Source organism: Marinobacter zhanjiangensis (assembly GCF_014651935.1).
Lineage (GTDB): Bacteria > Pseudomonadota > Gammaproteobacteria > Pseudomonadales > Oleiphilaceae > Marinobacter > Marinobacter zhanjiangensis.
This window is the reverse complement of record NZ_BMXV01000002.1, coordinates 163,564-183,464: the sequence shown is the minus strand read 5'-3', so window position 1 is coordinate 183,464 and position 19,901 is coordinate 163,564. Positions and strand designations below refer to the sequence as shown.

Annotated in this window: 17 protein-coding genes and 2 tRNA genes; 8 read left to right on the top strand and 11 right to left on the bottom strand. The window is 60.2% G+C overall.

Annotated features, from left to right (window positions below):
• Positions 1-54: 54 nt before the first annotated feature.
• From IE079_RS04320 to IE079_RS04310, 3 genes are all read left to right on the top strand, one after another.
• Complete coding sequence (locus IE079_RS04320; protein ID WP_189573391.1) at positions 55-354, top strand: YciI family protein; 300 nt, start codon at positions 55-57, stop codon at positions 352-354.
• A gap of 138 nt (positions 355-492) precedes the next feature.
• Positions 493-1,197, top strand: a complete 705-nt coding sequence (locus IE079_RS04315) for a TIGR04211 family SH3 domain-containing protein (RefSeq protein WP_227712315.1) — start codon at positions 493-495, stop codon at positions 1,195-1,197.
• A gap of 225 nt (positions 1,198-1,422) precedes the next feature.
• The gene (locus IE079_RS04310; protein WP_227712314.1) at positions 1,423-1,725 is read left to right on the top strand and encodes a PilZ domain-containing protein; all 303 of its coding nucleotides are present in this window, start codon (positions 1,423-1,425) and stop codon (positions 1,723-1,725) included.
• A gap of 56 nt (positions 1,726-1,781) precedes the next feature.
• Here the strand turns inward: IE079_RS04310 and rraA are convergent, their stop codons facing one another.
• Both rraA and ppsA read right to left on the bottom strand, forming a co-directional pair.
• Positions 1,782-2,258: a ribonuclease E activity regulator RraA gene (rraA, locus tag IE079_RS04305; RefSeq protein ID WP_189573390.1), complete on the bottom strand. Its 477-nt coding sequence runs from the start codon at positions 2,256-2,258 to the stop codon at positions 1,782-1,784.
• Positions 2,259-2,287: 29 nt separating this feature from the next.
• Positions 2,288-4,660 carry a phosphoenolpyruvate synthase gene (ppsA, locus tag IE079_RS04300; RefSeq protein WP_189573387.1) on the bottom strand — a complete coding sequence of 791 codons (2,373 nt, stop codon included), beginning with the start codon at positions 4,658-4,660 and terminating at the stop codon, positions 2,288-2,290.
• 192 nt (positions 4,661-4,852) lie between these two features.
• Here ppsA and ppsR point away from each other — a divergent pair, with 192 nt between their 5' ends.
• The gene (gene ppsR / locus IE079_RS04295; RefSeq protein WP_189573385.1) at positions 4,853-5,668 is read left to right on the top strand and encodes a posphoenolpyruvate synthetase regulatory kinase/phosphorylase PpsR; all 816 of its coding nucleotides are present in this window, start codon (positions 4,853-4,855) and stop codon (positions 5,666-5,668) included.
• A gap of 51 nt (positions 5,669-5,719) precedes the next feature.
• On the opposite strand, the gene IE079_RS04290 is transcribed toward ppsR, so the two are convergent.
• Positions 5,720-8,644, bottom strand: coding sequence for an insulinase family protein (locus IE079_RS04290; RefSeq protein WP_189573384.1), 2,925 nt, complete (start codon positions 8,642-8,644; stop codon positions 5,720-5,722).
• A gap of 144 nt (positions 8,645-8,788) precedes the next feature.
• On the opposite strand from IE079_RS04290, the gene IE079_RS04285 reads away from it, so the two are divergent.
• The 3 genes from IE079_RS04285 (at position 8,789) to IE079_RS04275 (ending at position 11,654) form a co-directional block, all read left to right on the top strand.
• Positions 8,789-9,442 (top strand): hypothetical protein, encoded by a 654-nt coding sequence (locus IE079_RS04285; RefSeq protein ID WP_227712313.1) that lies wholly within the window; start codon positions 8,789-8,791, stop codon positions 9,440-9,442.
• A gap of 217 nt (positions 9,443-9,659) precedes the next feature.
• The gene (locus IE079_RS04280; protein WP_189573383.1) at positions 9,660-10,685 is read left to right on the top strand and encodes a response regulator; all 1,026 of its coding nucleotides are present in this window, start codon (positions 9,660-9,662) and stop codon (positions 10,683-10,685) included.
• A gap of 120 nt (positions 10,686-10,805) precedes the next feature.
• Positions 10,806-11,654, top strand: a complete 849-nt coding sequence (locus tag IE079_RS04275; RefSeq protein ID WP_189573382.1) for a 6-pyruvoyl trahydropterin synthase family protein — start codon at positions 10,806-10,808, stop codon at positions 11,652-11,654.
• 537 nt (positions 11,655-12,191) lie between these two features.
• Here the strand turns inward: IE079_RS04275 and IE079_RS04270 are convergent.
• From IE079_RS04270 to gltX, 3 genes are all read right to left on the bottom strand, one after another.
• Positions 12,192-12,267 (bottom strand) — tRNA-Glu (locus IE079_RS04270).
• Between the two features lie 7 nt (positions 12,268-12,274).
• Positions 12,275-12,350: transfer RNA gene (locus IE079_RS04265), tRNA-Ala, on the bottom strand.
• A gap of 111 nt (positions 12,351-12,461) precedes the next feature.
• On the bottom strand, positions 12,462-13,946 hold the full coding sequence (gene gltX, locus IE079_RS04260; protein ID WP_189573381.1) for a glutamate--tRNA ligase: 1,485 nt from the start codon (positions 13,944-13,946) through the stop codon (positions 12,462-12,464).
• Positions 13,947-14,116: 170 nt separating this feature from the next.
• Between gltX and IE079_RS04255 the strand changes: the two genes are divergently transcribed.
• Entirely contained in the window at positions 14,117-15,103 is a 987-nt protein-coding gene (locus IE079_RS04255; RefSeq protein WP_189573380.1) for a zinc ABC transporter substrate-binding protein, read from the top strand.
• Here IE079_RS04255 and IE079_RS04250 read toward each other — a convergent pair.
• The 5 genes from IE079_RS04250 to potA all read right to left on the bottom strand — a co-directional run bounded on the left by IE079_RS04250 (position 15,071) and on the right by potA (position 19,882).
• Positions 15,071-15,994: an AEC family transporter gene (locus IE079_RS04250; protein WP_189573379.1), complete on the bottom strand. Its 924-nt coding sequence runs from the start codon at positions 15,992-15,994 to the stop codon at positions 15,071-15,073. The genes IE079_RS04255 and IE079_RS04250 overlap by 33 nt on opposite strands.
• A gap of 106 nt (positions 15,995-16,100) precedes the next feature.
• The gene (locus IE079_RS04245; protein WP_189573378.1) at positions 16,101-17,144 is read right to left on the bottom strand and encodes an extracellular solute-binding protein; all 1,044 of its coding nucleotides are present in this window, start codon (positions 17,142-17,144) and stop codon (positions 16,101-16,103) included.
• The gene (gene potC / locus IE079_RS04240) at positions 17,141-17,911 is read right to left on the bottom strand and encodes a spermidine/putrescine ABC transporter permease PotC (RefSeq protein WP_189573377.1); all 771 of its coding nucleotides are present in this window, start codon (positions 17,909-17,911) and stop codon (positions 17,141-17,143) included. The genes IE079_RS04245 and potC overlap by 4 nt, the downstream gene beginning before the upstream one ends.
• Positions 17,908-18,786, bottom strand: a complete 879-nt coding sequence (potB, locus tag IE079_RS04235) for a spermidine/putrescine ABC transporter permease PotB (protein WP_227712312.1) — start codon at positions 18,784-18,786, stop codon at positions 17,908-17,910. Before potB ends, potC begins: the two co-directional genes overlap by 4 nt.
• Complete coding sequence (gene potA, locus IE079_RS04230) at positions 18,761-19,882, bottom strand: spermidine/putrescine ABC transporter ATP-binding protein PotA (protein ID WP_189573376.1); 1,122 nt, start codon at positions 19,880-19,882, stop codon at positions 18,761-18,763. The genes potB and potA overlap by 26 nt, the downstream gene beginning before the upstream one ends.
• Between the last annotated feature and the right edge of the window lie 19 nt (positions 19,883-19,901).

The following is a 19,901-nucleotide window of genomic DNA, read 5'->3' as shown; positions in this document are numbered from 1 at the left end:
TGAACATCTGAAATCGATCCCACAGTCTATCATGTTCACCAAGGGGGACCTTTCATGTATTACGCCATCATCAGTGAGGATGTCGACAACAGCCTGCCCCTGAGAAAACAGGCGCGGTCGGCACACATTGCACGCCTGGAAGCCCTGCGGGATCAGGGGCAACTGCTGGTGGCCGGGCCCCATCCGGCGCTGGATACCGCGGAACCGGGCGAGGCCGGCTTTACCGGCAGCCTGGTCATCGCCGAGTTCGCGTCACTGGACGAAGCCCGCCGGTGGGCCGACGCCGACCCGTACGTGGAGGCGGGTGTGTATCAGCGGGTCACCGTCAAACCCTTCAAGGCGGTACTGCCCTGATTTGCGAATCGATTCGGACCATGCCGTTCATGAGCGTTTTGTAATAGGCGGCTACTTGATCAGGGGGGACGATGTGACAGAATTGCCGGCCAGTCAGAACATTTCTTTAACCCGGTTTCAACTGCCAGGATTCATGCTGTGATCGCCCGAGCTGTAACTTTCCGCGCATTCGCCCGACTACGCCCCCTGATTCTGCTGCTGACCGTGCTGATGGTCACCGGAGTCGCTCAGGCCAGGACCGTTTATATTGATGACACGCTGTATGCCCCGGTCAGGAGCGGCGAGGGCACCCAGTTCCGCATCCTGCACAGCGGGTTGCGAAGTGGCACAGCCGTTACTCTGCTGGAGCAGAGTGAGGAATCCGGCTACAGCCGGGTGCGCACCAGCCAGGGTATCGAGGGCTGGATTCCTACCCGTTACCTGACCAATCAGCCCATCGCCCGGGATCGCCTGGAGTCGGCCAACCAGGAACTGGAACAGACCAAGGCACAACTAGAGGAGCTTCAGGCAAGGATGAGCGAGGTGTCCGACCAGCGGAATCAGCTCTCTTCCCGGGAGGAGGAGCTGGAGCAAAGGGTGGCGACGCTGAGCCAGGAGCTGGAAGAGATCAGGTCTGTCTCCGCCAACGCCCTCAGCCTGAACCGTCGCAACAAGGAGCTTCAGGAATCCAATCAGAAGCTCAGGAATCAAGTGGAAGTGCTGACCGCCGAGGTTGAGCGACTGGAAGCCAAAAAGGAATCCGACTTCATGCTGCTCGGTGCAGGCCTTCTGATTCTGGGCATGTTCATAGCCGTGGTCCTGCCCTGGCTCAAGCCTACCCGGAAGAACGATACCTGGGCCTGATACCTGTCAGGCCTTTTCACCTGCCCATTGAATAGTCATGTCATTCAGGTCCCGCTGAAACACCAGATATGGGGAGTGGTTCACTCCCCATATACCAAATCTATGGTTTTATACGCCTGTTATGACGTCAGGTTCTTTGACCGATCGGCACATAACCGCTAAAAGGACTTACAGGGGCTTCCGGAGAGTCAGGAACCTCCCAAACCAGATCAGGAAGGGGTAGTCATGTCGATGACCATGAGGGAATACTCGGAAAAGCGCGATTTTCACCGCATGCAGGTGAACTCTGAAATCCAGATAACCGACGGTGAGGGCCGTTCGTTCAGTGGGATCTGCCGCGACCTCAGCGGCACCGGAATGCAATTGTATGTGAGTGGCTACATCCCGGAAGGGGCCACCCTGCACACACTGCTTCCCTCGACCAGTGACCAGTTCCCACCGTTCGAGACCGAGGTACGGGTGCTGCGCGCCCGGCCCGAGGGTGACGGCCACCTGCTCGGGGTGGCCATAGAAAAGGTCAGGCATTGACCAGAAGGCCCCGACGGAAACCGGCGGGGCCTTTTTCGTTACGCCGGGAGCGCTTCTCAGCCCAGCTTTTTCTCCGATACAACAATACCGTTGTTATCGGAGTACACGTACTGTCCTGGCTTGAAGGTCACGCCACCGAAGGTGACCGGCACGTTCAGGTCCCCAATGCCCTTCTTGTCGGTCTTGCGGGGATGAGTGCCCAGTGCCTGAACCCCCAGCTCGGTCTTGCGGATCACATCCACATCACGAATGCAGCCATAGATAATCAGGCCGGCCCAGCCGTTGTCCGCCGCCTTTTCCGCCAGCATGTCACCAAGCAGGGCCGCCCGCTTCGAGCCCCCGCCGTCAACGACCATCACACAGCCATTGCCGGGCTTTCCTACCTGCTCCTTGACCACGGAATTGTCCTCGAAGCACTTCACGGTGACCACTTCGCCACCGAAGGCGTCGACGCCACCGAAGTTCTGAAAGCCGGGTTCGACTACCTGCACTTCAGGATAGTCGTCACAGATATCGGGGGTTACGATGTCCACGTTGTCAGTCTCCTTATAACCGGTCAGGATCAGTCGAGTTTTTCGTCCGCCAGGAAGAACCAGGTATCCAGCACCGAATCCGGGTTCAGCGAAACGGTATCAATACCTTCATCCATCAGCCACTTGGCGAGATCCGGGTGATCCGATGGCCCCTGGCCGCAAATGCCGATGTACTTGTCGGCGCGCTTGCAGGCCTGGATGGCATTGGAAAGCAGGGCCTTTACCGCCTCGTTGCGCTCGTCAAACAGATGGGCAATGATGCCGGAATCACGGTCCAGCCCCAGGGTCAGCTGGGTCAGGTCGTTGGAGCCGATGGAGAAACCATCGAAATGCTCCAGGAACTGGTCCGCCAGCAACGCGTTGGCAGGCAGTTCACACATCATGATCACCCGCAGACCGTTCTCCCCCCGCTTGAGGCCGTTTTCCGCCAGCAGGTCCACCACCTGGCTGGCCTCACCCACGGTGCGCACGAAGGGAACCATGACTTCCACATTGGTAAAGCCCATTTCGTCGCGCACCTTGCGCAGGGCACGGCACTCCAGCTCGAAACAGTCGCGGAAGGTATCGGAGATGTACCGGGAGGCACCCCGGAAGCCCAGCATGGGGTTTTCCTCGTCGGGCTCGTAAAGAGTGCCGCCGATCAGGTTGGCGTATTCGTTGGACTTGAAGTCCGACAGGCGCACGATCACCTTCTTGGGGTGGAACGCCGCGGCCAGGGTGGAGATGCCCTCCACCAGCTTGTCGATGTAGAAATCCACCGGTGAAGCATAACCCGAGAAGCGTTTCTCGACGGTCTGACGGATATCCCGGGGCAGGCTGTCGTAGTTCAACAAAGCCTTCGGGTGTACGCCGATCATACGGTTGATGATGAACTCCAGGCGAGCCAGTCCAACGCCCTCGTTGGGCAGGGCCTGGAAGTCGAACGCCCGGTCCGGGTTACCCACGTTCATCATGATCTTGAACGGGATGTCCGGCATGGATTCAACGGTGTTTTCCCGTAGCTCGAAATCCAGGCTGCCCTCGTAGATCAGGCCGGTATCGCCCTCGGCACAGGATACGGTCACTTCCTGACCATCCTTGAGAACGTCGGTAGCGTCGCCACAACCAACCACCGCGGGAATACCCAGCTCACGGGCGATAATGGCCGCGTGACAGGTGCGGCCACCACGGTCGGTGACGATGGCAGACGCCCGCTTCATGACCGGCTCCCAGTCCGGGTCGGTCATATCGGTCACCAGCACGTCGCCCGCCTGGACCTTGTCCATATCCTTGATGCTGTCCACCACACGGACCGCACCACTGCCGATCTTGTGGCCGATGCTGCGGCCCTCGACAATCACCTTGCCCTGCTCGTTCAGCAGATAGCGCTCCATGACATTGGCCGCCGCCCGACTTTTCACCGTTTCCGGACGGGCCTGGACGATGTAGATAAGGCCGTCATCGCCATCCTTCGCCCATTCGATATCCATGGGCCGGTCATAGTGCTTCTCGATGATCATGGCCTGCTTGGCCAGCTCTGTCACTTCCTCGTCGGTGATGCAGAAGCGGTTGCGATCATCCTGCTCCACCTTGACCGTGTCCACGAACTGCTCGGCATTCTTGTCCGCCGAGTACACCATCTTGATGGCCTTGCTGCCCAGGTTACGGCGCAGCACCGCCGGACGACCGGCCTCGACCGTGGGCTTGTGGACGTAGAATTCATCCGGATTGACGGCACCCTGGACAACGGTTTCACCGAGGCCGTAAGACGCGGTCACAAAGACCACATCCCGGAACCCGGACTCGGTATCCAGGGTGAACATCACGCCGCTGGCTGCTGTCTCGCTGCGTACCATTTTCTGGATGCCGGCGGACAGGGCCACCAACTTGTGGTCAAAGCCATGATGTACACGGTAGGAAATGGCGCGATCGTTGAAGAGGGAGGCAAACACCTCCTTGACCGATTTCTTGACCTGCTCGAAACCCACCACATTGAGGAAGGTTTCCTGCTGGCCGGCAAAGGAGGCATCCGGCAGATCCTCCGCAGTGGCCGAGGAGCGGACCGCCACGGCGAGATTCCTGTTGCCGGCCTGGAGCTTGATAAAGGATTGCTCCAGGTGCTTTTCGAGATCGGCGGGGAACGGCTGCTCCAGGACCCATTGGCGGATATTCGCACCCACCCGGGCCAGCTCGTTCACGTCATTGATATCAAGGGCATCCAGCGCTTCGTCGATGCGCTCACGCAACCCGTCCTTGGCCAGGAATTCCCGGTAGGCATGGGCCGTGGTCGCAAATCCACCTGGTACGGACACTCCGGCGTTGGCCAGATTGCTGATCATTTCACCGAGTGAGGCGTTCTTGCCCCCAACTCGCTCAACATCTGCCATCCCCAGGCTCTCAAACCAGATAATGTAATCTTCCAAAGCGCGTCTCCCTTGGTTCAATCGAGCAAACAGCAATGAACAGAGCAGCGCCCTCCCCCTGACAACCCGCGGCCTGTCCTGTCGGAAAAGGCTGCACGGCAGGGCCCGGGGAATGATAAGGTTGCTCCTGACTCACGAATTTCGCGTGTATGATACTGTAACTTGTGAAGATTACCTAGGGAACCTCTGCTCATGAAACGCACTGTCTTCTTTATCTCCGACGGCACGGGCCTGACGGCCGAAGCTATGGGCAACAGCCTGCTTGCCCAGTTCGAGAAAATCGAATTCGAGCGGGTCACTGTTCCCTATATCGACAACCACGAGACCGCAGAGGCCGTGGTTGAGCAAATCAACGAGGCCGCCCAGGTTGATGGCATGCGTCCGCTGGTATTCGACACCATCGTGAACACCGATATTCGTGAGATTGTCAGCAAGGCGAACGGGTTCATGGTGGATATCTTCGGCACCTTCCTGAATCCGCTGGAGCAGGAGCTGCAAGCCTCGTCGTCGTATACAGTAGGTAAGTCGCATTCCATCGGTAACGAAAGCACCTACGAGAAGCGGATTCACGCAGTCAACTTCGCCCTGGACAATGACGACGGCGCCCGCACACGTCATTACGATGAGGCCGACCTGATCCTGGTGGGGGCATCCCGCTCCGGGAAGACACCCACCTGCCTGTACCTCGCCCTGCAATACGGCGTCAAGGCGGCCAACTATCCGATTACCGAGGACGACCTGGACGACCAGCAATTGCCCGAGGTATTGCGCCCCCACCGGGACAAGATCTTCGGTCTGACCATCGAGCCGGAGCGATTGGCGGTGATCCGCAACGAGCGTCGTCCGAATTCCCGTTATTCCTCCATCAAGCAGTGCATGCACGAGATCGAGGAAATCGAGACCATGTACCGGCGTGAGCGCATTCCCTACCTGAACACCACCGCCTACTCGGTGGAAGAAATCTCCACCCGCATTATGGTGACCACGGGCCTCAAGCGACTTCGCTAAGGGTGATACCCCGCCCCGGTAACGCCATGCGCCCCGGGGCGGTTGTCTGTATCACAGCTCGCGAATGTCCAGCCCCAGGCCGGTGACGATATCCCGGTTATCGTGGCTGGTGATCACGGCGGTACTGGCCTTTTCCGGACGCAGCCAGTCCCCAGCCACCCGCTTCAGGTCATCCACGGTAACCGCGAGAACCTGCTTGCGGAAGCGCTCCAGTTGCTCGGGAGTGCGCCCGAACAGACGGCTGTGGAAAGCATGGCGCGCTTCCCCTGCCGGCGAACGCGGCTTGTCCATCTGGCTGATCACACCCAGCACGGCCTCTTCCAGCCCCTGCAAGTCATGATCCGTCTGCTGCAGCCAGGTCAGGGCGGCGTCGAAGTCATCCAGGGTCTCGGCCAGGCGCGGGTCCCGGTAGGAGAAAAAGCGGAAGGTGCCGTTGACGTTGTCCTGACCGGCACCACCACCGTAGGCGCCACCCTTCTCACGAATGGCCCGGTGCAGGAAGCCGTTGCGCAGGAATCCGCCGAGTACGGTCAGTGCCGCTGCATCGGGATGATCCGGAGCCACCGTCGGATAGGCGCGGGCACAGAAGTTGACCTGGGTTGAGGTGAGCCAGCCCTGGCGGGTGTCATAGCTGACCGGGTCAATCTGCCACTGGTCGCCATCAGTCTCTGGCGCTTCCGGCCACAGGTCGCGAACGCCTTCTGCCATGGCCTCCAGATGCTCCTCTTCGGCTACCAGCAAGAACTGACGCTGCTGTTGACGGAAGCGCTGATGCAGGTTCGCCAGGTCCTGGCACAGTTTGTTCAGCGCGGCCTGATCGTCCAGCGTATCGTCCAGCTCCTTGGTGCCCTGGATGCCGGCCAGCCCACCGAGGCGGAACGACAACCAGGCCCCCGGGCTGTGCCCCTGGGAGGCGGCACTCATGGCCAGGCCATGGCCACTGCCGGTCACAGCCTGCTCGCGACGGGCGCGAATCTGCGCCACCAGCTCACGGATGCGGCCGGTTTCGTCAAAACGAGCGTTATCAAACACATCCCGCAACAGCTCCGACAGGGCCTTGCGGTTCCTGGCCAGGGCCTTGCCACTGAGGATCATATAGCCATTCAGCGTCTGTACGTCATCCACCGCGCCCCGGGCCGACACACTGGCACCGATACCACCGCTGCAGGCGGACAGGCGGTGCTGCATTTGCAGGTAATCCAGATCGCCGCAGCCCACTTCCGTGAGGATGGTGGTGTACAGTGGCAGCAGGAGTAACTCCTCCTGCGACAGGGATGGCAGCTGGAAGATGGCCTGCTCGTAAACCAGACCGTTGGTGCCCTGGGCATACAGCGTTGCGGGGAAGGCTTCCAGACTGTGCCCTTCCGGGGCATGGGTCTTCAGCGGCACATCAGTCAGATCCACCTTGGGCAGAATGGTGTCATCGTCCTTGCGGTGCTGTCGCTCTTCCAGCGCCTGAGCCCGTTCCACGATCTGCTGCTGCTCTTCGTCCCCCATCTGCGCCTTGCGCCTGGCCAGAGCTTCGCGAACGGCTTCCTGGCGACGGTTTTCCAACTGATCGTCGGGACGCAGGGTCAGGGTCACCCGATGCGGATTATCAATCAGCAGGCGGCGAATCAGGCCGGGCACATACTGCGGGTCATGGATTCTTTCCCGCATGGTATCCAGCACCGGCTCCAGGTCGAGCAACTCCACCGGGTCGCCGCCATGAACCATGGGTGAAATCGCGGTCATGATCAGTTGCAGGCCGTAGGGGAAACTGTCGCCGGCAATTTCCCGCTGGTGCAGTTCCAGCTGGTGCAGTATGGCTTCCAGCCGATCCTGTGGAACGCCCTCGTCCACTACCTTGTCCAGCACACCCTCGATGAGGGCCTCAAGATCGTCACGGCGCTCCGGTTCGGTGCCCTCGATGCCACAGACAAAGGTCATCTCGCGGTTGGAGTCCTCCAGACCGCACATGGGCGACGGCGCTGCGGCAATATCCGTGGTTTCCAGGGCATGCATCAGCGGCGAGGCACTGTTCTCCAGCAGCACACTGGCCACCAGCTGGGCTTCCAGGTTCTGCTGCAGATCAAAACTGTGCCCCAGCAACCATCCCATCACCATATGGGTCTTGCGCTCGGTGGGTTCACCGGCGCTGACGGCATAGCCCTGCTCTACTCGCAGGGGCGAGAACAGACGCTTTTCGTCCCGCACCGGCAGATCCACCTCCAGGGCATCGAAACGGGACAGGGCCAGCCCCTCGAACCGTTCATGATGCTCCCGGGCCGGGATATCGCCATAGGTGCAGAAAATGGCGTTGCTGGGGTGATAGTGATGTTTATAGAAGGCCACCAGGTCGTGGTAGCTGAGATCGACAATCTGGTCCGGGTCGCCACCACTGTTGTAATGATAGGTGGTATTCGGGAACAGGTGACTGGACAGGTTCTGCCACAGCTGCGACGTGGGCGCGCTCATGGCGCCTTTCATTTCGTTGTACACCACGCCCCGATAGACCAGGGGGCTGGAAGGATCATCCGGCTTCTCGAATTCCAGGCGATGACCTTCCTGGGCAAAATCCAGCGGGTCCAGCGTGGAGAAAAACACCGAATCCAGATAGACCGACAGCAGATTGTCAAAGTCCTTGCGGTTCTTGCTGGCAAACGGATACGCCGTCCAGTCGCTGCTGGTGAAGGCATTCATGAAGGTATTCAGCGACCGGCGGATCATCATGAAAAACGGGTCGCGCACCGGGTAGCGCTCGCTACCACACAGGGCGGTATGCTCCAGGATATGGGCAACACCGGTGGAGTCCATGGGGAAGGTCCGCAAGGCGACAAAAAAGACGTTCTCGTCATTGTCCGCTGCCATGTGCAGATGCCGGGCGCCGGTCTTGCGGTGAACATACTCTTCAATGGTCAGGTTCAGGGCCGCGATGGGGTGGCTGCGAACCTTGTCAAAGGCAGGATGTGTGCTGGACTCGTTGGTGACTGTCATTCAGTGGTTGTCCCGTCTGTCGAATAGTTTTATGTAGATTATCACGGTATCCTCGATTCGGCGGAGAAGGCTCACTTGTCGCTCCGGATGTGACCGGTCGCGAATCACCGCCCTGAGTTTTCCCCTATGATGGAGGTGGGAGGAGTGATTGAAAAGCCCCGCCCGGCGATGTCCCAGATTGAGGAAACCGAGACCATGTCGGAAACATCGAGTCAGCTCACCGGCTTCGCCCCCGGAGCCGGAGCGGGCACTTACCCGCAGTCGGGGCCGGCATCACGCGCGCAGGCTGCCCAAGCGTCCGGGCCGGGATCCGCAAAAGCACGGACCGTTTCCGGCAAGGGAACACCCCGCCAGCCCGGTGAGCGGCCGCGGGTGCCCGATTCCACCGACTACCACAACGAACGTCGCCGATACCTGGCCCGGGTCCGGCGCAGCCCGGGGCTGAGGCAACGGTATATCCGCAAATTGCTGGCTTACCTGCTGCTGCGGGGCGCCTGGTCATTCGGTTTTTTTCCGGTGGTACTGGCGTTCTGGATCCCCCTGTTGCTGGCCGAATTCAACCCGGTGGTCATGGTGCAGTCGCTGCTGCCTCACCTGGAGGCCTTTGTCATGTCCAACCCGGAGGTTCAGGCTCGCACCATCAGCATGCTGGTGTCCGGGTGGCTTTCCGTGGGGCTGTTCTTCTTCCTGTTTGACGTACTGATCAACCCGTTCCAGTCCCCCTTCCAGAAGGAAGCTGATATCCACATGCGGGCATGGTCACAAAGCCAGGGGCTGGTACCACCGGACGAAATGTGACCCAGGTGGCAATCGGCAAGATTCCACTCACCGTTTTGTAACCTTTTGTATCCATACCGGGGTAAACTGACCGGGTACAGGGCAACCCGTGAACCCGATTCAGTGGTCAGCCCTGCGTCAAGCAGTATACGCGTATTCTGGGCCCCGGGTATCACGGCAACTGGCCGATCACTGCCGCATACGTCGGGCCCGGCGCTCAACCCGGGAGAACGCCTCGATGGACATCAAGAACGCATTGCTCGTAGACGACTCGAAAGTCGCCCGCTTCACCCTGAGCAAGCTCCTGAAAGGCAGCCACATGGAAGTCAGCACCGCCGGCTCCGCCGAGGAGGCGCTGGACCTGCTGAGCAACTCGCAGCGGCCCGATGTCATCTTTATCGACCACCTGATGCCGGGCATGAATGGTGTCGAAGCCGCCCGGGCCATTCGTAACAACCCGGCCACCGCCCACATCCCCATTGTCATGTGTACCTCCGGCAAATCCGCCGAGTTCGAGGAAGCCGCCCGCAAAATGGGTGTCGACGAGATCCTCCCGAAACCACCGGCGCGGGATGGGGTCGCCCGTGTGCTGGAAAAACTGCGGGCCATGCCCGAGGCGGAACCGGTCACCGTCAGTGAGGAAAGCCAGGTGCCCCCGGCCAATGACCCTGACATTCCGCTGCTGAATGCCGATCAGGTCGCCATGGCCGCCCGGGCCGAGGTCAAGGCACAGATCAGCGAGCAGCTCCATGAGCGCCTGACGCAGCTGTTTGATGACCAGGTCGGCTACCTGCGCCAGGGCATGGAAGAGCATAACGACCAGCACACGGCACTGGTCAACGAAAAACTGGCGGCCCTGGAAGCACTGCTCGATGTCCAGCAGAAAGCCATTGCCAGGACGGTGACCCGGGAAGTCAACGTATTACTGGAGAACGCCCTCGACAAATCCCGGGACAAGCTTCGCAAGGACCTCCTGAAAACCATGGACAGGATGATCGGCGACCACAACACCCACCTGCAGGAACAGCTCGACCGGCAACGGGAGCAAGATCAGGAGTTCTGGAAATCACTCCAGGCCGACACCCTGCAGCAGGCCGCCGACACCTCACACCAGCAGGCGGAACAGGTGGCGCGCCACCTGCACGACCTGACCGCCAGCCGTCGCCGCAAGTCCTCACGCAATACCTACGTCGGGGTGCTGGCTATCAGTCTGGCGGTAGCAGTTACCAGTGTTGCCTGGATGCAGGGTCTGCTGCCGGTCTGACGGTCGACCCGCGCTCTTCTGAACGTCACTTCACCGACCTGATTCACCCTGACGCGGTGAATTTGATAGAATGCGACCTGTTCTCAGCCCACGGTCGCAGTCTTCCTGCCGGATGAATCCATGAATCACCTGTTTATCGACAACCTTACCGTCATTGATTTTGCTTACCTGGACCACCAGCGCGGCCTGGTCGGGGAAAGCTGGATCGCCGATATCGTGCTGGGAGGCGAGCTGGATGAACAGGGCATGGTGTTCGACTTCGGCAATGTAAAACGCACCATCAAGCGTGTGATCGATGAGCGCGTGGACCACCGCCTGGTGGTGCCCGGCGAAGCCGCTTGCCTGCAGCGCGAAGACAGCCCTGGCTGTCTGACCTGGCAACTGGATGACGGCAGCCATATCCGCCACCAGGGCCCCGAACAATCAGTGGTCTTCCTTGACCACCATCAGGTGGTGCCTTCCGCCGTGGCCCGTCTGCTGGAGCAGGAACTCAAGGCGGTGCTGCCGGCCAATGTGACGGATGTGGAGGTCACCCTTCGCGAGGAGCTGATCGAGGGCGCCTACTACCATTATGTCCACGGTCTGAAAAAGCATCTGGGCAATTGCCAGCGTATTGCCCACGGTCACCGCTCCCCCATCCGCATCGATATCAATGGCCGCCGGAGCACGGCGCTGGAGAAACACTGGGCGCAGCAATGGCAGGACATTTACATCGGCACCCGTGAAGACCTGGGCCAGAGCTGGTCCGACTCTGATGGCACCGACTATGTCAGCTTCCATTACGATGCCGAACAGGGGGAATTCCGCCTGGACCTGCCCCGTCAGCGGGTCTGGTTACTGGATACCGACACCACGGTGGAACTGATTGCCGCCTTCCTGGCCGACGAAATCAAGAAGGAACATCCGGCCGATGAGGTTCGGGTGAAGGCCTTTGAGGGCGTTGGCAAGGGGGCCATTGCTATTCGCTGAGTTGAAGGTTTTTTTCACTCCCAGACTGCGAGATTCGGGGGATTGAGCCGGGGCGGTAAGGCTTTTCCGGACACGCCCCGCAAGTACATCCGTGTAGGGCTCGACGAGCGCCTTCCCTGGCGCTCGACGGTCCGGAAAAGCCTTACCGCCCCAGCTCTTGCAGGCCTTTGCGATAACGCCAAAAAACGGCCTGATAACTCCATCATACTAAGCGATGTCCCAATTCTGTTCGGAGCAAACAACAGAAGTAGATAGCTTCACCTGTCAGCGACATCGCGAAAGTTTGAGGGAGTTGGGTCGGGGACATCTTTCAGGACCGTCGAGCGCCAGGGACGGCGCTCGTCGAGCCCTCCAGGGATGGATTCACGGGGCGTGTCCTGAAAGATGTCACCGACCCGACTCACCCGCCCCACAAGTCGCAGTCCTGTGCAGAAGTGGGAAGCCCCAAACACATAGCAGGAAATTCCAGACACAAAAAAACCGCCAAAAGGCGGCTTTAGTGCTGGCAACCCGGTGGACTAGACCGTATTGCCAAATTGGCGTCCCCTACCGGGTTCGAACCGGTGTTGCCGCCGTGAAAGGGCGGAGTCCTAGGCCACTAGACGAAGGGGACTAGAAATTGGTGGAGCCAGGCGGGATCGAACCGCCGACCTCAACACTGCCAGTGTTGCGCTCTCCCAGCTGAGCTATGGCCCCCAACGGATGCGTATACTAAGGATCCGCCCCTGGGGCGTCAACACCTGCACCACATTTTTTTCAGTTTTCTGAACATCCCTGTCCAGACCGTTCAAATCTCCACCAGATCGTTCATTCTGCAATCAATGCGGCGTACTCTTTCTCCACCCGCTTGGTTTCCTTCTTGGAAAATCCACCGAGAACATTCAGGGCATGGCGCAAACGCGCCCGGGTCATATCCGGCCCCAGCAGATCCATGGAGTCCATTACCGACCAGGAGTTGGGAGTACCGGCAATAGCCACGAAGATGGCAAACATGAAATCCCCCATCTTCAGGTCCATGGCCCTGGCCATCCCCTTGATGTCGGCAAAGATGTTTTCCTTGCTCCAGTGGCGCTGGGCTTCCAGCTTCCACAAGGCAAACTGCAGCACCCGCTTGACCTGCCCTTCTTCCAGCTTGTTGTGGGCAAAGTCCTCAGGGCTCAGATCCAGCATGCCGGAGAACATGAAAGAGGCCATTGGCACAACGTCCGAGAACACCTCTGCCCGACCCTTCACATGAGGCACCAGCGCCCGCAGCGCCTCCTCGTTGAACCACCACTGGCGCAGGCGCTCCACGAACTGATCGTCCGACACGTCTTCCCGCAGCCACAGGCCATTCAGCCAGCGCAGCTTCTCCACATCGAACACCGGCCCACCCAGGGACACGCGGTTGATGTCGAAGTGCTCGATCATCTCGTCCAGGGTGAACTTTTCCCGCTCGTCGGGCATGGACCAGCCCATTCGGCCCAGGTAGTTGGTGACCGCCTCCGGCAGAAAGCCCATGCGCTCGTAGAAGTTGATCGATGTGGGGTTCTTTCGCTTGGACAGCTTGCTCTTGTCCGGGTTGCGCAGCAGTGGCAGGTGGCACAGCACCGGCATGTCCCAGCCGAAGTACTGGTACAGCAGCTTGTGCTTGGGCGCCGAGTTGATCCACTCCTCGCCCCGAAGCACATGGGTAATAGCCATCAGGTGATCGTCCACCACGTTGGCCAGATGGTAGGTGGGCATACCGTCGGATTTCAGCAGAATCTGGCAATCCACCTGGGCCCAGTCAATCTCGATGGTACCCCGCAGCATATCGTCGATCTCGCAAACACCCTCGTCCGGCACTTTCATGCGGATCACGTAAGGCTCTCCGGCGTCCAGGCGACGTTTGACTTCCTCTGCCGGCAGTTCCAGGTCGCCCTTGATGCCCGGGTTCTGGCCATTGGCCTTGCGCTCCTCGCGGATGGCATCCAGTTCTTCCGGGGTCCGGAAACAATAGAAGGCATGCCCCTTCTCCACCAGCTCCATGGCATAACCGGCATAGGCATCCTTGCGCTCAGACTGCCGGTAGGGACCGTGGGGCCCACCCACATCAGGGCCCTCGTCCCACTCCAGGCCCAGCCAGCGCAGCGCATTCAGAATATCCTGCTCCGACTCCGCCGTGCTGCGGGCCTGATCGGTATCCTCGATGCGCAGAATGAACTGCCCGCCGTGCTGGCGGGTGAAGCACAGGTTGAACAGGGCCACGAAGGCCGTGCCCACGTGGGGATCTCCGGTGGGCGAGGGAGCAATTCGGGTACGTACAGTCATTAAAGGATCCTGCCTGACGCCGTGGGTGGATGGAAAGGCGCCATTATACCGAGCCTGCACTGAAATCCCATGAAGCAGGGAAAGTCGGCTATTGTCATGCCGGCTTTCCAGTCTTTCTTTTTTGTTATATTATAACATTCCCATTTAACGAACACGGACATCCAGACGCCATGCCCGCATTACACCAGATAGGTCGAACCCTGCTATTTCTGACGTGCAGCCTGACCCTGAGCACCCAGGCCCTTGCCGCCGAGGACCGCCCCCAGGTGGTCACCTCGCTGAAACCGCTGGAGTTGCTGGTGCGGGCGGTGGCCCATGATCAGGTGGACGTCACCACTCTGGTACCCAGCGGCTCCAGCCCCCATACCTACCAGCTTCGACCTTCCGAACGGCAACGGCTGGCGTCGGCGGACCAGGTATTCTGGGTAGGACCGGGGATGGAAAATTTTCTCACCCGCCTGCTGACCGGTCCGGATTTCCGCGACCGCACCATGGCGTTGGGATCAAACGGTGACGCGGAAGACGATCATGGTGATGAGCACCATGACCATGGTCATGATCACGAAGAGGAACACCCGCCAGAGGAAGAGAAAACTCAGGACCAACACGGTGGCCACGACCATGGCGAGGGGGAGGATCCTCATATCTGGCTTGACCCGACCCTGGCCCGGGACATGGCCCGTGATATTGCCGATCAACTGAAAACCCTGGAGGGCGTGGACGATAACGCCATTGACGAGAATCTCGCCAGCTTCGATAAAAACGTGAAGGCCGCTGAAGAAACGATCCGCCAACAGCTGGCCCCGGCCCGTGACCTGGACCTGTTCACCTACCATGATGCTTTCCGGCGGTTTGCCGAGCATTATGGCCTGACCATTGCCGGCGTCCTGACCCTCAGCCCGGAACGCAGCCCCGGCGCCCGCCATCTGGCTGAGGTCCAGGGGCGGCTGGCCCGGGCCGAACAGACCTGCCTGCTGACCGAACCGCAGTTTGACCGCCAGTGGTGGGACTCCCTGATGGGCGATGTGGACGTTCCCATCAGCACCTGGGACCCGCTGGCCGGAGACATCGAGGCCTCTCCCCGGGGATACGTGCTGTTCCAGCAGAATCTGGCTGAGGCTGTCCTACACTGCCTGCCAGAGCAGGCCCAGCAGTAACGGCAGGGTCAGCATACCCAGCAGGGTCTGACCACTGATGATTGCCGCCATCAGGGGGGCATCGCCCCCCAGCTGCCGCGCCAGGATATAGGAAGAAGTGGCGGTGGGCAGCGCCGCCAGCAGGATGGCCGCCTTCACCATGGTACCGTCCATACCCAGCGCCAGGGCCAGCCCCAGGGTCAGCGCCGGGAACAGCACCAGCTTGGCCACCGATGACACCAGGAACGGTGCCGAGGCATTGCGCAGGGCCTTCAGTTCCAGACCGGCGCCCACACACATCAGGCCGAGCGGCAGAGCCAGGTCACTCAGCGGCTCCAGGATGCCGGCCACAATCGGATGAAAGCCCACCCGGAAGAAGCTCCAGACTACCCCGACCACCGAGCCGATAATCAGCGGGTTGGTCACGATGGCCCTGAGCACGGGCGCAAACCGCAAGCGGCCCTGGCGGCAGGTGACCGAGAACATCAGGATGCAAAGCAAATTCAGTAGTGGCACCTTGACCGCCACCGCCACCGCAATCAGGGAAAGCCCCTCATCCCCCAGCAACATGCCGGCGGCCGCCAGCCCGACATAGGAATTGAAGCGGATACCCCCCTGGAAGACCGACGAATAAACCGGCCCCGGCCAGCGCCAGACCAGCTGGATAACCACCAGTATCACGGTCATGGCCACCAGCATGGCAGCAATCAGAACGAGGATTTCGCCGTAGGCGGAGGCAGGAAGGCGCGCCTGCCCCAGCTTGTAGATCAGCATGGCCGGGAACAGGGCGTAATAGGTAAAACGTTCGGCGTGAACCCAGAAGCCATCGGCAGGAAAGTGCCAGCGGCGGAACAAATGCCCCATCACGATCAGCACGAATACCGGTATCAGGGCCTGCACCACAACTGACATTATCCGTCCTTCAAGGCGTAAAAGCCGGGGATGCTACCATCAAGTCCGGCCGGTGTCCCGCCTGGTTAATTGGCTCCCGAAAGGCGGGACACCGGGGGGCACGGGCTCAGCGCCCCGTCTTCAGCTGCTCCCAGTAACGGTTGTACACCTGCATGGCTTCATCGCCCACGTCTTCCTGGAACTCGGCGTTCTCCATGTCCTCGCTGGTGGGGTAACTGGCGCGGTTATCGGCGACTTCCTCCGGCAGCATGTCACGGGCCGCCAGGTTGGGGGTGGCGTAGCCGATGTTCTCACTGATCAGGGCCGAGATTTCCGGTTGCAGCACAAAGCTGATGAACTGGTGTGCGGCTTCCGGGTTGGCCGCGTTTTTGGGGATGACAAAACTGTCCAGCCAGACAATCACGCCCTCCTCCGGGTAGATGTACTCCAGTGAAGGCATATCCTCCTTGCCCATCACTGCCTCGCCGTTCCAGATCATGCCGATGTCGGTTTCTCCTTCCAGGTACGGCATGCGCGGCGCATCGGAGTTGAAGGTACGCACCGAGGGCATCAGCTCACTGAGCTTCTCATAGGCTTCCTCGATTTCCTGCGGATCACGGGTGTTGCCGGAATAGCCCAGTACACTCAGCCCCACGTGGAAGACTTCACGCATGTCATTGGTCAGCATCACCTGGCCTTCGTACTGCTCATCCCACAGGTCAGCCCAGCCGTTTACCGCCGAAGGATCCACCGTGTCGGTGTCGATGGCCAGGCCGGTGGTGCCCCACAGGTAAGGCACCGAATAGGCGTTGTTCTCGTCAAAGCTCTGATTGACCAGTTCCGGGTCCAGCCTGTCAAAGCCTTCGATCTGGCTGTGGTCGATCTCCATCAACAGATCTTCCTTGCGCATCTTGTTGACGTAATAGGTCGATGGTACCGCCAGATCATACTGGCTACTGTCGTCCAGCAGCTTGAGGCGGGCGTACATGGCCTCGTTGCTGTCGTAGGTGGTGTAGACCACCTCGATGCCGGTTTCTTCCTCGAACCGATCGAGCACTTCCTGGGGCATGTACTCGGACCAGTTGTACAGGTTCAGCACCTGCTCGTCTTCCTGATCACTGCAACCGGTCAGGACAACCGCGGTCATACCGACCAACACCAGCTTCTTCATCGTTTGCTCCTCGCAAGAATCCATTGAGACATCAAAAGCATCAGCAGTGAGAACACCAGCAGCAGCGTACCCAATGCGTTCACTTCCGGTTTCAGGCCAACACGCACCATAGAATAGATGCGCAAGGGCAGAATTTCATATCCGGGCCCGCTGACAAAGGTGCTCACCACCACATCGTCCAGGCTCAGGGTGAACCCCAGCAGCCAGCCCGCCAGCAGAGCCGGCATGATCACCGGCAGCAACACGGTACGGGTCATGATGAAATCCGTCGCCCCCAGATCACGGGCCGCCTCCGGCAGCCTGTCGTCGAAACCGCTCAGCCGGGCCATCACGGTAATCACCACAAAGGGCAGGCAGAAGGTGACATGAGCCAGCAGCAGGGAGACATAACCCAACTCGATGCCCACCAGCAGGAACAGCGCCAGCAGGGAGATGGCCAGCACGATCTCCGGCGACATCATCACCACGAACAGCATGCCCCTGAGAGCTCTCTTGCCCCGGAACCGGTAGCGATGCAGCGCCAGGGCTGTCAGCGACCCGATCAGGGTCGACAGGGTGGCGGCGGAAACGGCCAGCCACAGGGAGTTCCACAACGCCTGCATCATGGCACTGTTGTTGAACAGGGCCTCGTACCAGCGCAGGCTGAAGCCGCCCCATCGGTAGCCGGTGCGGCCATCATTGAAGGAGAACACCACCAGTACGGCGATGGGAATGTACAACGCCAGGTAGACCAGGCTCAGATAGGCCTGTGGCAGCCAGCGGGTCATAGGTCGCCACCCTCACCCAACCGCCGCTGGCTGAGCCGGTGGGTGAACAGCAACAGTGCCATGGCCAGGGTCAGCAGGATCGCTGCCGCGGCGCCGAAGGGCCAGTCGCGGGCGTCCAGGAACTGATTCTTGATTACGTTGCCCACCAGCAGATTGCGGGAGCCACCCAGGATATCCGGAACGAAAAACAGGCCCATGGCCGGCAGCAGCACCAGCATCACGCCCGCGAGAATCCCCGGCAGGGTCAGCGGAACCACCACATGGATAAAGGTACTGAACCGCCCCGCCCCCAGATCATGGGAGGCCAGCAGCAGTTCCTGGCGCAGGTCATCAAAGACGGAATACAACGGCAGGATCATGAAGGGCAGCAGCAGGTATACCAGACCGACGATCACCGCACCCTCGGTGTAGAGCATCCGCATGGGCTCGTCGATGACGCCCAGGGCCATCAGGCCATTATTGATCAGGCCGTTGGTGGCCATCAGCAGTTTGAGGGCATAGGTGCGCACCAGTGAATTCGTCCAGAACGGCACGATCAGCAGGAAAATCAGCAACAGTTGGCGCTCCTTGCCCACGCGGGATAACGCCCAGGCAAACGGATAACCGATCAGCAGGCAGACCAGGGTAGTCACCGAGGCCATATAAAGGGAGTGAAGGAACACTTCCAGATACAGCGGATCCATCAGGCTGCGGTAATTCTCGAGTGTTACCGGCAGCGAGATGAAGGTGCCCGGGTCCCGGGTCAGGAAACTGGCGGCGATCACGAGCAGGTTCGGCACCAGCACCAGGGCCAGAAGCCAGCCCCAGACCAGCACCAGAACCCCGGTGCGGAAGGGCTGCCGCAACCCCCTAAACATCCGCCGCCTGTGTTTCATCAACGGCGTCGGGCTCCTTGGGCAACAACCATTCCCAGCCGTCTACCCAGCTGACACGGACAGGCTCACCCAACTGGTAGTCGAAGGTGGGGTCTTCCTCGTCGAAGAATTCGCTGGCCAGCACCTCGGTGCCGTCCTCCAGGTGAATGACCGAATCCAGCGTGCTGCCCTTGTAGTTGCGCTCCACCACCTTGCCGGGGAAGCCGTGGTCGGCATCCGGCTCCAGCACCCGGATATCCTCGGGTCTCAGCAGCACATGGACTGACTGCCCGTTCGACACCGGGAACCGGGGACAGGGCATGGACCGACGATAACCGGAGACATTGACGGTAATCTGCTGGTCACCCACCTGCTCCAGGGTGCCGGGGAACAGGTTGGTCTCGCCCACAAAGCGGGCGGTGAACAGGTTGGCGGGGCGCTCGTAGATCTCCCGCGGCGTCCCCTTCTGCTGAATCTGCCCGTTCATCAGCACCACAACGCGGTCCGACATGGACAGGGCCTCTTCCTGATCGTGGGTCACGAACACAAAGGTGATGCCCAGCTCCCGCTGCAGACGCTTGAGTTCAATCTGCATGGTGCGACGGAGCTTGAAATCGAGAGCGGACAACGGCTCATCGAGCAGAAGCAGTTTTGGTCGCTTGATCACAGCCCGGGCAATGGCCACCCGCTGTTGCTGGCCGCCGGATAACTGGTGTGGCTTGCGACCGGCAAAATCCCCCAACTGCACCATGGCGAGCACATCGTCTACCCGCTGACGGATCTCCTCCTTCGGACGCTTCTCCATCTTCAGGCCATAGGCGACGTTGTCGTACACCGACATATGGGGAAACAGGGCGTAGTTCTGGAACACGGTGTTCAGCGGGCGCTGTTCCGGCGGCAGGTGGGTGATATCGCTACCAGCCAGCTCGATGTTTCCGCTATCCGGAATTTCGAAGCCGGCCAGCAGGCGCAGCAACGTGGTCTTGCCACAACCGGAGGGCCCCAACAGGGTGATGAACTCCCCGTCGCCAATGTCCAGATCCAGGGAATCCAGCACATTCTTGCCGGAGAAGCTCTTGCCGAGATTTCGTAATGAAAGCAGGGTCTTCTGTGTCATCAGCGGCGCCCGAAATATG